The organism is Pseudonocardia ailaonensis (assembly GCF_039531635.1).
GTDB classification, from domain to species: domain Bacteria; phylum Actinomycetota; class Actinomycetes; order Mycobacteriales; family Pseudonocardiaceae; genus Pseudonocardia; species Pseudonocardia ailaonensis.
In genome coordinates, this window is the sequence record NZ_BAAAQK010000003.1 from 409,533 (window position 1) to 423,844 (window position 14,312).

Sequence of the window (14,312 nt, forward strand, 5' to 3'; positions counted from 1 at the left end):
CCGTGGCGCGCATCCGATTCCGCACCGTCCTGCGCGGCGCGCTCGTCGTCGCCGCGGTGGCGTCGCTCGCCGGGGCCGGGGTCGCCGCCGCGTCACCGCAGGACCCGAAGGCCGCCGCGCCGCTGGCCGGGGCCGGAGCCGTCATGGCGTTGCTGGACACCCGGACCGCCGCCGCGATGCCGCCGGAGATCGCGGACTACGGCATCGACGGCGACACGGTCGACATGCGCCTGTCCGGCGCGCGGACGGCCGCGGTCGACGGCCTGCTCGCCGGGATCGACCCGGCCCTGGTGCGGATCGAGACCGGGGCCGGTGTCCCCCAGCACCAGGACCTGCGCGGCGGCCAGAAGATCACCGGCGGCGCCACGCGCTGCACGCTCGGTTTCACCGCGGCCCGCGGCGCCCAGGACTGGATCATCACGGCCGGGCACTGCACCCGTGAGTCCGACGAGTGGGACGACCAGTCGGGCGCCGTGATCGGCACCGGCGCGGTCACCGCACAGTCGAGTGTGGACGTCGGCGCGGTGCCGGTGACCGCCGCCACCGTCGCGAGCCCCGCGGTGTCGACGGTGACGGTGCACGGCAGCACCCCGGCCCCGGTCGGCGCGTCGGTCTGCCTCTACGGCAGCACCAGCGGCAAGAGCTGCGGCACGATCACCGCCCGGGGCCGGACGGTCAACTTCGACGGCCAGCAGCAGCGCAACATGGTGGTCGCGGCGCTGTGCTCGGCGTCCGGGGACTCGGGCGGCCCGTACATCACCGCGGCCGGCCAGGCCCAGGGGATCCACTCCGGCGGGGGCGACCGCTGCACCGCCTACTTCACCCCCATGGACGCCGCCCTCCAGGCCCTCAACCTCACCCTCAAGACCGCCTGACCCACCAAACCCCGCGAGTCGGCACTTTCGGTAGGCCGAAACACACATCTGCGACGTCCGATCGGCCCCGCGGACCCGTGAGTCGATCGAGCCGTCCATCGGACAGAGAAGGTTGTCCGACGCACATCCCGGTCTCGGTCGCAGCCACCTCGCCGGCGCTTCAGTCGTCGAGCAGCCGGGCCAGCAGGGAACGGAGCGCGGCGCGCTCGGCCGGTTCCAGCCCGTCGAGAAGATCGGCCTCCTCGACGGCCCTGATCCCGGCGGCGGCGGAGTCCGTGAGCTCCCGCCCCTCCCCCGTGATCGAGACGATCCTGTTCCGCCGGTCCCCCGGATCGGGCTCCCGCCGGAGCAACCCCCGGGCCTCGAGCCGGTCGAGGATCGGGATCAGCCGGGTGCGGTCCCGGCCGACGGCGTCGGCGAGCGTCGCCTGGGTCTGCGCCGGCCCCTCCCGCAGCCCCCGGAGCACCGCGTAGTCCCACATCTGGAGGTCGTGGGCACGCAGCACGGGGAGCTCGGCGTCGATCGCCGTCCTGGCGAGCCGGTGGAACGCGGCGGCGAGCTCGATGTCGGGCACGGGGAGACGATAGCGGTGGACATATCGTCTACAATGGTAGACCATCTACTCATGCAGACGATCGATCTCGACCCTGCCCTCCACGACCGCTCCCTCGACCTGGCGACCGCCCAGGTCGCCGCCGTCCGGCCCGCCGACCTCACCCGCCCGACCCCCTGCGCCGGGTGGGACCTCGCCGCCCTCCTCGCCCACATGGTCGGCCAGAACCACGGCTTCGCCACCGCTATCCGCGGTGAGGCCGTCGACCCTGCCGCCTTCGCCCCGGTCGCCGGGGCCGGGCTCGCGGAGTGGATCCGCTCGGTGGAGAACCTCCGGGACGCCCGGGAGACGCCGGACCCGAACGCCGTCCTGCTGCCCGAGATCAGCACCACGCAGCGCTTCCCGATGTCCCTGGTGATCGCCTTCCACACCCTGGACAGCGCCGTCCACGCCTGGGATGTCGCGGCCTCGCTCCCCCACGGCCCGGGGAGGACGTGGCGGCCGGATCCGGAGCTCGCCGCCGTCGTCCTGACCAGTGCTCGCCAGGTTCCGGACGGGGAGCAGCGCACGGCGCCCGGAGCGGCCTTCGGCCCGTCCCTCGCCGTGGACGACCGGGCGGACCCCTGGAGCGAGGTGCTGACCCAGCTCGGCCGCAGGCCCTGACCCTCCATGATCAGCACTGGCGTCCGGAGACCCGCCGGGGGTGGCGCCCTCCGGACCCGCGCGCCGATCCCGGCCCTCAGCGCCCGCCGCGGACCGCCCTGCGGAGCTTGGGAACCCGCTCCGCCAGGACGCGCTCGGCGCCGTGGGTCGTGGGCTCGTAGTAGTCCTTCCCCACCAGGTCGTCCGGCGGGTACTGCTGGGCCAGGACGCCGTCGGGGTGGCTGTGCGGGTACCGGTAGCCGACGGCGTTGCCGAGCTTCTCCGCCCCGGCGTAGTGGCCGTCCCGCAGGTGCGCGGGCACGCTGCCCACGGCGCCCGCCCGCACGTCGCCCATCGCCGCGTCGATGGCCGTGACCACGGCGTTGGACTTGGGGGCGGTGGCGAGGTGGATCGTGGCCTGGGCCAGCGCGATCCGCGCCTCCGGCATCCCGACGAGCTGAACGACCTGTGCCGCGGCGGTGGCGGCCTGCAGGGCGGTGGGGTCCGCGAGGCCGATGTCCTCGCTGGCGTGGATCATCAGGCGGCGGGCGATGAACCGGGCGTCCTCGCCCGCGACGAGCATCCGCGCCAGGTAGTGCACCGCGGCGTCCGGATCCGAGCCGCGGATGGACTTGATGAACGCGCTGATCACGTCGTAGTGCTGGTCGCCCGCCCGGTCGTAGCGCACCGCCACCTCGGTGACGGCCCGCTCGACGGCGGCGAGATCGACCACGCCGGTGCCGTCCGCCAGCACGCCGTCCGCCGCCGCCTCGAGGGCGGTCAGCGAGCGCCGCGCGTCCCCGGCGGAGAGGCGGACCAGCGCGTCCTCGCCGTCAGGGGCGAGGGTCACCGCACCGTTGAGACCCCGCTCGGAGGAGACGGCGCGGCGCAGGACCTCGCGGACGTCGTCCTCCCCGAGCGACTGCAGCTGCAGGACGAGTGAGCGGGAGAGCAGCGGCGAGACCACGGAGAACGACGGGTTCTCGGTCGTGGCGGCGACGAGCAGCACCACCCGGTCCTCGACGGCGCCGAGCAGCGCGTCCTGCTGGGTCTTGGAGAAGCGATGGACCTCGTCGATGAACAGCACCGTGGAGCCGCCGTGCAGGTCGCGACGGCGGCGGGCGTCGTCGATGACCGCCCGCAGCTCCTTCACGCCGGCCGAGAGCGCGGAGAGCGCGACGAACCGCCGGTCGGTCCCGCCGGCGCCCGCCATGAGCCGGGCCAGGGTGGTCTTGCCGGTGCCGGGCGGGCCGTAGAGCAGCACGGACGCCGCCGATCCACCCTCCAGCAGGCGCCGCAGGGGCGCGCCCTCCTTGAGCAGGTGCTGCTGGCCGACGACGTCGTCGAGCGTCCGCGGCCGCATGCGCGCGGCGAGCGGGGAGCCGGGCGCGGCGCGGTGCTCCTCCTGGGCCGCGGCGGGCTCCGGCTCCTCGATGTCGAACAGGCCGTCGGTACTCATCGCCCTCCAGCCTGCCACTCCCCACCGACGGTCCCGGACGCACGCTTGGCCGCGCCCGCCGCCGAGGACGTCGCAGATGTGTGTTTCGGCCTACGGAAAGTGCCGACTCGCGGGTGTTGTCCTACGGAGTGGGATCACGGTTTCGGATGTCAGGATAGATGGCACCATTGTCTGCGGGCGCCGGTCCACCCGACCGCCGCCCCTGCCCACCGCGGACGATCCCCGCGGGACGGTCCGCCCGGGTGGCGTCGCGAGATCCGCGCGGCGCGCCCGGCGACGGCCCCTTCCCTCCCGGAGGTCCTCCCGTGCGCACTCCCGTCACCCCGTTCCCCCTGTCCCGCAGGCTGTCCGAGGTTCGCGGCTCCGCGATCCGCGACCTGCTCACCCTCACCGCCCGCGCCGACGTGCTCAGCCTCGCGGGCGGCCTGCCCGCCGCCGACCAGCTGCCCCGCGAGCGCATCGCCGAGGCCGCGGCCCGCGCCCTGACCGACAGCGCGTCCGTGCAGTACAGCGAGACCGCGGGGGTCGCCGGGCTGCGCGCCGTGATCGCCGACCACGAGACCGGGCGGATCGGACGGCCGGTCGCGCCCACCGACGTCGTCGTCACCAGTGGATCGCAGCAGGCCCTGGATCTCGTGGCCCGTGCGGTCCTCGATCCCGGGGACCCGGTGGCCGTCGAGGATCCCGTCTACGTCGGTGCGCTGCAGGTGTTCCAGGCGTCCGGCGCGCAGGTCCACGCCCTCCCGCTGGACGACGACGGCCTCCGCGTCGACGTGCTGGCCGAGCGGCTGGCGCAGGGCTTCCGGCCGCGGCTCGTGCACACCGTGGCGAGCTTCCACAACCCCCGTGGCGTGACCATGGCGCCCGGGCGCCGCCGGGCCCTGGCCGAGCTCGCGGACCGGTACGGGTTCCTGGTCGTCGAGGACGATCCCTACGGCCTGCTCGCGTTCGACGGCGTTCCGCCGCAGCCGATCGCGGCGCACGGTGAGCGGATCGTCCGGCTGGGCAGTGCGTCGAAGGTGATCGCGCCGGCGCTGCGGGTCGGCTGGCTGGTCGGGCCGCCCGAGCTCACCGCCGCCGTCGAGCGCCTCAAGCAGTGCACCGACCTGTGCAGCTCCTCGCTCACCCAGGCGATCACCGCCGAGCTGCTCTCCGACACGGCCTGGTTCGACGGTCACGTCGGGGGTGTGCGAGCCGAGAACCGCCGGCGGGCCCACGCCCTCACCACGGCCGTCGACACCCGGTTCGGGGACGCCGTGGTCCGCTCGACCCCGACCGGCGGGATGTTCGTCTGGCTCGAGTTCGCCGACGGCACCGACACCACCGCGCTGCTCCCGAAGGCCCTGGGACAGGGGGTCGGCTTCGTGCCCGGCAGCGCGTTCGAGGCCGGCGACACCGCCCGCACGAGCGCCGCGCGGCTCTGCTTCGCCACCTACCCGGGCGACCTGCTGGAGATCGCGGTCGATCGACTGGCCACCGCGTGGCGCGCCTGACGTAATGTCCCGGTCGTGCGCGAGATCCTCGAGCTGTTGGAGCGGGACTCCACGTTGAGCCACGACACCCTGGCGACCATGACCGGCCTCCCGGTCGCGGACGTCACGGCGCAGATCGCCTCCTGGGAGCAGGCGGGGGTGATCCGCCGGTACAAGGCGGTGGTCGACTGGGAGAAGGTCGACGGCGACGACTCCCCGGAGGTCACCGCGTTCATCGACGTGGCGGTGGCACCGGCGCGCGGCGTCGGGTTCGACGACGTCGCCGAGCGGATCTCGCGCTTCGACGAGGTGCAGAGCGTCTACCTGGTCTCCGGCGGGCACGACCTGCGCTGCACGGTCACCGGCCGGCACATCCGGGCGGTGAGCGACTTCGTGAGCCAGAAGCTGTCGACCATCGACCGGGTCACCGCGACGGCCACGCACTTCGTGCTCAAGACCCACAAGAAGGACGGCGACAGCTTCGCCGAGCCCGAGCAGGACCACCGGCTGCGGGTCACCCCGTGAAGCCGCTCAACGAGACCATCGCGGCCTGCCCGCCGTCGGGCATCCGGCGGTTCTTCGACATCGCCGCCGAGATGGACGACGTCATCTCCCTCGGCGTCGGCGAACCGGACTTCGTCACGCCGTGGCGGATCCGCGAGGCCGGGATCTACGCCCTCGAGCACGGGTACACCACCTACACGTCGAACGCGGGCCTGCCGGAGCTGCGGAAGCTGATCTGCGCGGAGCTGGAGAAGCGCTACGCGGCCGGCTACGCGTGGGACACGGAGTGCCTGATCACGACGGGTGTCTCCGAGGGCCTCGACCTCGCGCTGCGGGTGCTGCTCAACCCCGGTGACGAGGTGATCGTCCCGGAGCCCTGCTACGTGGCGTACGAGCCGTGCGTGGCGTTCGCCGCCGGCACGCCCGTGCGGGTGGCCACCCGGTGGGAGGACGACTTCGCGATCGACCCCGAGGCGGTCGCGGCCGCGATCACCCCGCGCACCAAGGCCATCCTGATCGGCTCCCCCGCCAACCCCACCGGCGCCGTGCAGCCCCGCGCGTCCCTCGAGGCGCTCGTGCGGCTCGCCGAGGAGCACGACCTCTACCTGATCTCGGACGAGATCTACGACCGGCTCACCTACGACGGCACCCACATCTGCCTCGGCGCCCTGCCCGGCGCCCGCGAGCGGACGATCGTGCTCGGCGGCTTCTCCAAGGCCCAGGCCATGACGGGCTGGCGGGTCGGCTGGATCTGCGCGCCCGCGGCCGTCGCGGAGCTGTGCGTGCGGGTGCACCAGTACACGATGCTGTGCGCGCCGCACGTCTCCCAGCTGGCCGCGGTCGAGGCACTGCGCAGCGCCGACGGGGACGTGCGGGAGATGGTCGCGGACTACGACCGCCGCCGCCGGGTGTTCGTGAAGGGGCTGCGCGAGATCGGGCTGGAGTGCCCGGAGCCGGGCGGGGCGTTCTACGCCTTCCCGTCGATCCGCGGCACCGGCCTGGACTCGGAGACCTTCGCCGAGCGCCTGCTCAAGCAGGAGAGCGTCGCCGTGGTGCCCGGGAACGTGTTCGGGCCCAGCGGCGAAGGCCACATCCGGTGCTCGTACGCCACGGCGCTCCCCCAGCTGGAGGAAGCACTCGTCCGGATGGAGCGTTTCCTCTCGGCGCTCTAACGTTCGCCGGATCGCAACACTGCACGGCGTGGCGTTCACAGTCCGGCAACGCGTCCGGGCCATCCTCTACGGGCATGGACGACATCGCACGATCTGCGGGCGCTCGCCCCTCCCACTGCACGCTGTGCTCCACCCCCCGGACCACGGGTGACGCCCGCGGGCTGGCCTGGAGCAGCCACCACACCGACGGGGTCGTCAGCTGGGTCTGCGGGCCCTGCACACGCCTCTACGTGTTCGAGTTCGAGACCAACCTGCCGGTGCTGCCGGCGCGACTTCCCGTGAGTGCCTAGCGGCCCCGGGGGGCGAGACGTCCCACTGACCTAAACGTCAGGGGGCGTCTGGTGACCCCCTCCCTAGGCGGCCCGGGACTGCGGGGTGGAGCGCCGGCGCGGACGCAGCCGGGCGACCCGGCCGGCGCGTTCGGCGGCGTGCGGGGCCGGGGCGCCGCCGGTCAGGAGGCCGTGCAGGATCACCGGGCCCAGGTCGCGTCCCCGCTTGACCAGCCACGGCACCCCCCGCACGACGATCCACGCGGTCCGCTGCGCCGTCGTCACCTCGCGGCCACCGCCGCACTCGATGCCGACCGGTTCGGCCACGGCGAACCCCGCTCCCGCCAGCAGCTCTTCCGCCCCGCGGGCGAGGAGCCGATGGCCCAGCTCGGAGGGGTGCAACCGGTCCACGCTCCAGGACTCGCGCGCGTAGCCGCCGGGCAGCTCGTGCAGGTCCAGCACCCCCACCCGGCCCGCCCCGTCGATTGCACCGTCGATGGCCCCGTTCAGGGCCTCGACCCGCGACCGCAGCGCCGTCCGGAGCCGGCCCGGGAGGCGGAAGACCTGGGTGTGGTCGTGGTAGCGCATCACGATGGGGAACGTGCCGGCCTCGCGCAGGCCGGCGAGCACCCCGGCCAGGTCGGCGCGGATGGCGGCGGGATCGAAGTCCGAGCGCAGGGTGTCGTTCATGCCGGCGCACACCACCGCCACCTCGGGCCGGGCCGCCGCGACGACGGGCAGCTGGCGGGCCCGGACATCGGCCATCCGGGCCCCGTTGCGGGCGGTGTTGAGCAGCCGGGTGCGGCTCCCGAGGGCGTCGCGCAGCAGCACCGGGAAGCCCCGCCAGCCGCCGTCGGGCAGCGGGTCGCCGAGACCGACGACCGTGGAGTCGCCGAGCGCGGCGAGGGTGCGGACGGGGCGGGGCTCGCTCACGGACACGAGGGCATGATCGCCGCGCCCCGCTCCGCCGAGATGAGCCGGCGGTGACGTGTCGGGGACGGCCGGGGAAAACCTCGGGCCGTCGCGGGGAGTGAGGCGGGTGAGGGCCCCGGGGTCAGGCGGAGCCGCGGAACGCCGGGTACAGCGGCAGCCCCGCCTTCTCGCCCTCGTGGCCGAACCGGCGGACCAGCGCGTCGGCCATGGAGCCGGCGAGCTCGGCCGTGGCGGGCCGGCCCGCGGCAGCCGCGGCCGGCGCGAGCCGCTGCCAGTAGTCCGTCAGCGCGGCGCTGACCAGCGGGGACCGGCCGGGATCGGTGCCCAGCCGGACGTCGCCGTTGCGGGCGCGGGGCAGGAGCCACCAGGTGCAGAGCCACACCCAGAGCACCTGCGCGTCGAGCAGCCGACGGCCGAGCAGCTCCGGATCGTCGAGGTCCGGCCACACGGTGGCGATCTCGTTGCGCCAGGCCTCGAGCATCGCGTCCGCCAGGCCGTCGGGCAGGGTGAAGCTCGACTCGCAGGCGGGGAACGGGACGCGGAAGTACGCCGCGTCGAGCGCGACGTCCCGGAAGCAGCCCCACTCGAAGTCCACGAACCGGACCCCGCGGCTGGTGACCAGGTTGTTGTCCGGGCAGGTGTCCGACGGGCTGAACGCCCGGTACCGGGTGCCGCCCAGCAGCTTCGCGGTCTCCCGCGCCTCCAGCTCCGCCCCCGCCGGGAGCGAGACGCCGAGCATCTCCCCGACCAGGCCGGGCACGCCCGCGAGGGCCGCGCGGGCCTCGTCCGCGATCGGGTCCCGGCGCGCCTTCTCCCCGAGCCGGCGCAGCAGCGCCCCGAAGTCGTTCTCCCGGCCCGCCGTGGCGGCCTGCATCCGGCCGAGGGCCCGCGCCCAGCTCAGCAGGCAGCGCCGCGCGTCGACCGGGTCGGTGCCGAACAGCGTGTCCGCCAGCGTGGAGCTGCGGCCGAGGTCCTCCATGACCAGCAGGCGCGCCTGCGGATCGTGCGCGATCAGGACCGGGCTCGGCCGCGCGTCCGCGGGCAGCGCCGTGAACAGCTGACAGCTCGCGACCTCGAAATGGAACGGGTTCGGCCGGTCGGCCGCCGGCTCCCCCAGGTAGTGCTTGACCACGAGGGTGCGCGGCAGCGAGAACGGGTTGCGCGCCACCCGGGCACGCGCCACCACGGACCGCTCGCTGCCGCCGAGGTCCTCGGGATCGGCGAGGACGACGGTGGCACCCGCCCGCCGCGTGAGCAGGCGTTCCGCCGCGGCCAACGCGGCGAGCACGGGCCTGGGGAAATCGGCCAGGTCACGTGTCATCGACGACGACCCTACCCTGCGGGTCGGGCGACGCCCCGGATGCGGCGGCGCCGCGTCCGCCGCGCCACGAGCAGCGCGAGGGTCGCGGCGATCACGATCCCCAGCAGGTTGACCACGAGCTGCAGCGCCGAGAGCCCGGCCTCGCGCAGCCGCCCCTCCACCAGGGCGACGGACGCGAACGCCGCCGCCGGCACCGTCGTCACCGAGATGAACACCCCGACCAGGCTCGCGGACTTCGCCGAGGTCAGCGCCAGGATGCCGGCCAGGCCGGCGAGCACGGCGACGATGAACGAGAACGGGCCGACCTGGTAGATGAACGCCACCTCGTCGAGATGGTCCAGGGTGCCCGAGGACAGCAGGCCGGTCGCGTCGAACAGCAGCGTCGCGCCCGCCGTGACGGCCATGGCCAGCGGGAAGCCCGCCACGAGCGCGAGCGCACCCCGCCGGACGAACGCCCCGCGACGCAGGACCAGGCCCACCGCGATCGCGGCCAGCGGGCCGAACTCCGGGCCCAGGACCATCGCGCCCACCACGAGCACCGGGGAGTCCGTGATGGCCCCGATCGCGGCGAGCAGGCAGGCGATCGTCAGGAACGCCTGGTACGAGGCCGTGAAGCGGGAGTCCTCGCCGATCCGGCCGGTGAGCTCGTCCCACACCACGGCGTCGGAGCCCTCGCCGGGCGCGGCCTCCTCGGCCCGCACGGCGGCGTCGGACAGGACGGTGTCGAGCGGCTCGACGGTGATCGACCCGTCCCGCGGGACGCCCAGCCGGCGCAGGGCGCTGAGCAGCGAGTCCGCGCACTCGCGGGCCACGTCCGCGAGCAGCAGATCACCCTCGGGCTTCACCGCTGCCCCGGGCAGCACCACCAGGTGTGCCACCCCGGGCTCGGCCTCGAACAGCTCCCTCACCCGTGGCGTCGTCTCCGCGGGGGTGACGACCCGCATGTGCAGCATCTACTTGGGCGGTTCGGGCGTGAAGTCGACGCCCGCCTCCTTGCGCTGCTCCGGGGTGATCGCCGCCGGAGCTGCCGTGAGCGGGTCGAACCCGCCGCCGGTCTTCGGGAAGGCGATGACCTCGCGGATGGAGTCCTGCCCGGCGAGCAGGGCGGTGATCCGGTCCCAGCCGAACGCGATGCCGCCGTGCGGGGGCGGGCCGAAGGCGAAGGCGTCGAGCAGGAAGCCGAACTTCTCCTGCGCCTCCTCCTCGCCGAGGCCCATGATCTCGAAGACCCGCTTCTGCACGTCGGCGCGGTGGATACGGATCGACCCGCCGCCGATCTCGTTGCCGTTGCAGACGATGTCGTAGGCGTAGGCCAGCGCCTCGCCCGGGTCCTGCTCGAAGGTGTCGATCCACTCGGGGGTCGGCGAGGTGAAGGCGTGGTGCAGCGCGGTCCAGGCGCCCTTGCCGACGGCGACGTCGGTCGTGTCCGCGGTGCTCTCGAACATCGGGAAGTCGACGACCCAGACGAAGGACCAGGCGGACTCGTCGAGCTGGCCGGTGCGGCGGGCGATCTCGCCTCGGGCCGCACCGAGCAGGGCGCGGGCCTCGTTGGGCGTGCCGGCGGCGAAGAAGATGCAGTCGCCGGCCTTCGCGCCGACCGCGGCCGGCAGCCCCGCGCGCTCGTCCTCGCTCAGGTTCTTCACGACCGGGCCCTTCTCGGACACGGTCCCGTCCTCGTCGACCAGCACGTACGCCAGCCCGCGGGCACCGCGCTGCTTGGCCCACTCCTGCCAGGCGTCGAGCTGCTTGCGGGGCTGTGACGCGCCGCCGTCCATGACGACCGCGCCCACGTACGGGTTCTGGAACACCCGGAACTCGGTCTTGGCGAAGTACTCGGTGAGCTCGGTGAGCTCGATCGCGAAGCGCAGGTCCGGCTTGTCGGAGCCGTAGCGGGACATGGCCTCGGCGTAGGAGATGCGCGGGATCTCGCCGACCTCGTGGCCGACGAGCTTCCACAGCGCGGCGAGGATCTCCTCGGCCAGGGCGATCACGTCGTCCTGCTCGACGAAGCTCATCTCGATGTCGAGCTGGGTGAACTCCGGCTGCCGGTCGGCGCGGAAGTCCTCGTCCCGGTAGCAGCGGGCGATCTGGTAGTACCGCTCCATCCCGCCGACCATCAGCAGCTGCTTGAACAGCTGCGGGGACTGCGGCAACGCGTACCAGGAGCCCGGCCGCAGGCGGGCGGGGACCAGGAAGTCCCGCGCGCCCTCGGGGGTGGAGCGGGTGAGCGTCGGCGTCTCGATCTCGACGAAGTCGTGGCCCTCGAGCACCGTGCGCGCGGCGTGGTTGACCTTGCTGCGCAGCCGGATCGCCGACGCCGGGCCCTCGCGCCGCAGGTCCAGGTAGCGGTACCTGAGCCGGACCTCCTCGCCGACGGTCTGCTCGTCGATCTGGAACGGCAGCGGCGCGGACTCACTCAGCACGACCAGGTCCGTGACGGTGACCTCGATGGCGCCCGTCGGCAGGTCGGGGTTCTCGTTGCCCGCGGGGCGCGCGACGACCTCGCCGGTCACCTGCAGGCAGAACTCGGACCGCAGGCGGTGCGCGCGCTCGGCCATCTCGCCCTCGCGGAACACGATCTGGGCGGAGCCGGAGCTGTCGCGGAGGTCGACGAAGATCACGCCGCCGTGGTCTCGGCGACGGGCCACCCATCCGGCGAGGGTCACGGTCTGGCCGGCGTGCTCGGCACGGAGGGTGCCGACGGGGTGGGTTCGCATCACGGGGAAAGAGGCTATCCGCCGGGCCCCGGGCCCCCGCGACCAGGTTTCCCTCCCCCTCCCGGCCCCCGCACACCGCTCCGGCGCCTCGCACCACGGCTGCGGCTGGTGTGCCGGGCACCGGAGGTGTGTGCGAGCACGCTCAGAGCAGCGTGAGCTGCTCGGCGACGGGGGCGGCGAGGTGCTCGGCCGGAGGGGCCCGGCGGACCCCGGACGCCGGGAAGCCCGCCTGGGCCGCGACCTCGCCCGCCGAGGCGCCGTCGTCGGGCCCGGTGCCGCGCTGGACGCCGCTGCCGCGATCGAGGCCGTGGTGACGCAGCAACGGGCGGATGCGGGCGGACAGGGCCTTCCGATATCCCGGGTCGGCGTAGGCGCCGCGGCGGTAGAGCCGCTCGTAGCGCGGGACGAGCGCCGGGTACTCGCGGGCGAGCCAGCGGAAGAACCACTCCCGCGTGCCCGGCCGCAGGTGCAGCGCGATCACGCTGACCCCTGCCGCACCCGCCTCCTTGGCCTGCGTCAACAGGGCGTCGAGCGCCTCGGTGGAGTCCGTGAGCAGCGGCAGCACCGGCGCCACCATCACCCCGCAGTCCAGCCCCGCGTCGGCGATCCTGCGGACGAGGTCCAGCCGGGCCCGGGGCGACGGCGTGCCCGGCTCGAGGTGCGCCTGCAGCTCCCGGTCGAGCAGCGCGATCGACACGCCGAGCCCGACCGGCACGTCCCGCGCCGCCTCCGCGAGGAGCGGGAGGTCCCGGCCGAGCACCGTGCCCTTGCTCAGGATCGACAGCGGCGTGCCCGAGCGGGCGAGCGCGGTGATGATGTCGGGCATCAGCCGGTAGCGGCCCTCCGCCCGCTGGTAGGGATCGGTGTTGGTGCCCATCGCGACCGGTTCGCGGGCCCAGCGGGGCCGGGCGAGCTCGCGCGCGAGCACCGTGCCCACATTGATCTTGACGACGATCTGCGAGTCGAAGTCCGCCCCCGCGTCGAGGTCCAGGTACGTGTGGGTGGTGCGGGCGAAGCAGTAGACGCAGGCGTGGGAGCAGCCGCGGTACGGGTTCACCGTCCAGGAGAACGGCATCGGCGAGCTGCCCGGCACGTGGTTGAGCGCGGACTTCGCCAGGACCTCGTGGAACACCGTGCCCGCGAACTCCGGCGTCCGGACGGACCGGACCAGGCCACGCAGGGAGGGCAGGCCGGGGAGCTGCTCCTCCCCCGCGTCCAGCTGTTGCTGTTCCCACCGCATGGGCTAGAGTCGAACACATGTTCGATCCACGGGCAAGTGAGCTCAGGGCCGCGCCGGCCGACGGTTCTCCCCAGGGGAAGGACCCGGGGCGGCCGCAGCCGCACGTGGTCGGCCGCGGGGGTCACCGCGCCCGCGGTGTCCGCGGGAGCCGCACCCGGCTGCCCTGCGCCCGCGCCCGGGGCTGAGTGGACCCGGTCGCCCGGGATCGGTCACCCTGCACGGGTGCACGCGACGACCACGGTGATCGTCATGGGGGTGTCGGGCGCCGGGAAGTCCACGGTCGCCGAGGCCCTCGTCCGGCGGACCGGCTGGGCCTTCGCCGAGGGCGACGACCTGCATCCCGAGGCGAACCGCCGCAGGATGGCCGCCGGCCACCCGCTCACGGACGACGACCGATGGCCCTGGCTGCGCCGGATCGCGGACTGGATCGGGGCGCAGGAGTCCGCGTCGCGTGATGGCGTGGTCACCTGCTCGGCCCTGCGCCGCGCCTATCGGGAGGTACTGACGGCGGGGCACCCGTCGGTCCGGTTCGTGTACCTCGCGGTGGGGCACGCGGAGCTGGAGGGGCGCCTCGGCCGGCGCACGGGCCACTACATGCCGGCGGCCCTGCTGCAGAGCCAGCTCGACACCCTCGAGGAGCCGGGCCCCGACGAGCCGGTGATCGTCGACAGGGGCGGCGGGGATCCGGAGGCGACGGTCGACCGGATCCTGGCGGCGCTCGGGACCGGCCGCTGAACACCGCTCCGGCTCGCCTTCACGATCACCGTCTGCGTGCGTGCACACAGCCTCGATCGACTTCGGCGCACGCGATCGGCGATCATGATCGGGGCCGTCACCGTGCTCGTCGGTCTTCCGACGGGTCGCGCTTCGCGCCGACGCGAGCCGTGGTGCTCGCACAGGCGTGGTGCTCGTACAGGCGTGGTGCTCGCACAGACGTGACGAGGGAGCGGGCGTGCGGTCGGCGCTCGTGTTCTGCCGCCGCGATGGGCCTACCCGGCCCCGGGTGCGAGGCCTTCCCGGCGCGGCGACCAGGATGCGGGGGTGCCCCCGTCCGAGCCGAACGGTCCCCGGGCGCCGCGCCGTGCGACCACCCCCTGGGACGGGCAGGCCCAGGACGGAGCAGCCGCGAGCGGTCGACAGCCGGCGGGCGAGCCG

General features: G+C 74.1%; 14 protein-coding genes. 7 read left to right on the forward strand and 7 right to left on the reverse strand.

Annotation, left to right across the window (positions count from 1 at the left end; translation table 11 throughout):
• Positions 1-2: 2 nt before the first annotated feature.
• A complete protein-coding gene (locus ABD324_RS04680) occupies positions 3-875 on the forward strand; it encodes a S1 family peptidase (RefSeq protein WP_344412683.1) in 873 nt (290 codons plus the stop codon).
• A gap of 160 nt (positions 876-1,035) precedes the next feature.
• On the opposite strand, the gene ABD324_RS04685 is transcribed toward ABD324_RS04680, so the two are convergent.
• A complete protein-coding gene (locus ABD324_RS04685) occupies positions 1,036-1,449 on the reverse strand; it encodes a MarR family winged helix-turn-helix transcriptional regulator (RefSeq protein ID WP_344412685.1) in 414 nt (137 codons plus the stop codon).
• Positions 1,450-1,500: 51 nt separating this feature from the next.
• Between ABD324_RS04685 and ABD324_RS04690 the strand changes: the two genes are divergently transcribed.
• A complete protein-coding gene (locus tag ABD324_RS04690) occupies positions 1,501-2,091 on the forward strand; it encodes a TIGR03086 family metal-binding protein (protein WP_344412687.1) in 591 nt (196 codons plus the stop codon).
• Positions 2,092-2,167: 76 nt separating this feature from the next.
• On the opposite strand, the gene ABD324_RS04695 is transcribed toward ABD324_RS04690, so the two are convergent.
• On the reverse strand, positions 2,168-3,529 hold the full coding sequence (locus tag ABD324_RS04695; protein ID WP_344412689.1) for a replication-associated recombination protein A: 1,362 nt from the start codon (positions 3,527-3,529) through the stop codon (positions 2,168-2,170).
• Positions 3,530-3,834: 305 nt separating this feature from the next.
• Between ABD324_RS04695 and ABD324_RS04700 the strand changes: the two genes are divergently transcribed.
• The 4 genes from ABD324_RS04700 to ABD324_RS04715 all read left to right on the forward strand — a co-directional run bounded on the left by ABD324_RS04700 (position 3,835) and on the right by ABD324_RS04715 (position 6,967).
• On the forward strand, positions 3,835-5,022 hold the full coding sequence (locus ABD324_RS04700) for an aminotransferase-like domain-containing protein (protein WP_344412691.1): 1,188 nt from the start codon (positions 3,835-3,837) through the stop codon (positions 5,020-5,022).
• Between the two features lie 15 nt (positions 5,023-5,037).
• A complete protein-coding gene (locus ABD324_RS04705; RefSeq protein WP_344412693.1) occupies positions 5,038-5,526 on the forward strand; it encodes an Lrp/AsnC family transcriptional regulator in 489 nt (162 codons plus the stop codon).
• Positions 5,523-6,677, forward strand: coding sequence for an aminotransferase class I/II-fold pyridoxal phosphate-dependent enzyme (locus ABD324_RS04710; protein WP_344412695.1), 1,155 nt, complete (start codon positions 5,523-5,525; stop codon positions 6,675-6,677). Before ABD324_RS04705 ends, ABD324_RS04710 begins: the two co-directional genes overlap by 4 nt.
• A 74-nt stretch (positions 6,678-6,751) precedes the next feature.
• Positions 6,752-6,967 (forward strand): hypothetical protein, encoded by a 216-nt coding sequence (locus tag ABD324_RS04715; protein WP_344412697.1) that lies wholly within the window; start codon positions 6,752-6,754, stop codon positions 6,965-6,967.
• 63 nt (positions 6,968-7,030) lie between these two features.
• On the opposite strand, the gene ABD324_RS04720 is transcribed toward ABD324_RS04715, so the two are convergent.
• The 5 genes from ABD324_RS04720 to ABD324_RS04740 form a co-directional block, all read right to left on the reverse strand.
• Positions 7,031-7,879 carry an SGNH/GDSL hydrolase family protein gene (locus tag ABD324_RS04720; RefSeq protein ID WP_344412699.1) on the reverse strand — a complete coding sequence of 283 codons (849 nt, stop codon included), beginning with the start codon at positions 7,877-7,879 and terminating at the stop codon, positions 7,031-7,033.
• Between the two features lie 121 nt (positions 7,880-8,000).
• Positions 8,001-9,200 carry a hypothetical protein gene (locus tag ABD324_RS04725; RefSeq protein ID WP_344412701.1) on the reverse strand — a complete coding sequence of 400 codons (1,200 nt, stop codon included), beginning with the start codon at positions 9,198-9,200 and terminating at the stop codon, positions 8,001-8,003.
• 11 nt (positions 9,201-9,211) lie between these two features.
• Positions 9,212-10,153: a DUF389 domain-containing protein gene (locus ABD324_RS04730; RefSeq protein ID WP_344412703.1), complete on the reverse strand. Its 942-nt coding sequence runs from the start codon at positions 10,151-10,153 to the stop codon at positions 9,212-9,214.
• The gene (gene aspS / locus ABD324_RS04735; RefSeq protein ID WP_344412705.1) at positions 10,154-11,920 is read right to left on the reverse strand and encodes an aspartate--tRNA ligase; all 1,767 of its coding nucleotides are present in this window, start codon (positions 11,918-11,920) and stop codon (positions 10,154-10,156) included. It abuts the gene before it with no gap.
• A 139-nt stretch (positions 11,921-12,059) separates the two neighbouring features.
• Positions 12,060-13,157 (reverse strand): Rv2578c family radical SAM protein, encoded by a 1,098-nt coding sequence (locus ABD324_RS04740; RefSeq protein ID WP_344412707.1) that lies wholly within the window; start codon positions 13,155-13,157, stop codon positions 12,060-12,062.
• A gap of 222 nt (positions 13,158-13,379) precedes the next feature.
• Between ABD324_RS04740 and ABD324_RS04745 the strand changes: the two genes are divergently transcribed.
• Entirely contained in the window at positions 13,380-13,892 is a 513-nt protein-coding gene (locus tag ABD324_RS04745; RefSeq protein ID WP_344412709.1) for a gluconokinase, read from the forward strand.
• Positions 13,893-14,312 lie beyond the last annotated feature (420 nt).

Coding starts and splice junctions, on each gene's coding strand:
- ABD324_RS04690 (WP_344412687.1), top strand. CDS start 1,501: ATGCAGACGATCGATCTCGACCCTGCCCTCCACGACCGCTCCCTCGAC.
- ABD324_RS04695 (WP_344412689.1), bottom strand. CDS start 3,529: ATGAGTACCGACGGCCTGTTCGACATCGAGGAGCCGGAGCCCGCCGCG.
- ABD324_RS04715 (WP_344412697.1), top strand. CDS start 6,752: ATGGACGACATCGCACGATCTGCGGGCGCTCGCCCCTCCCACTGCACG.
- ABD324_RS04725 (WP_344412701.1), bottom strand. CDS start 9,200: ATGACACGTGACCTGGCCGATTTCCCCAGGCCCGTGCTCGCCGCGTTG.
- ABD324_RS04730 (WP_344412703.1), bottom strand. CDS start 10,153: ATGCTGCACATGCGGGTCGTCACCCCCGCGGAGACGACGCCACGGGTG.
- ABD324_RS04740 (WP_344412707.1), bottom strand. CDS start 13,157: ATGCGGTGGGAACAGCAACAGCTGGACGCGGGGGAGGAGCAGCTCCCC.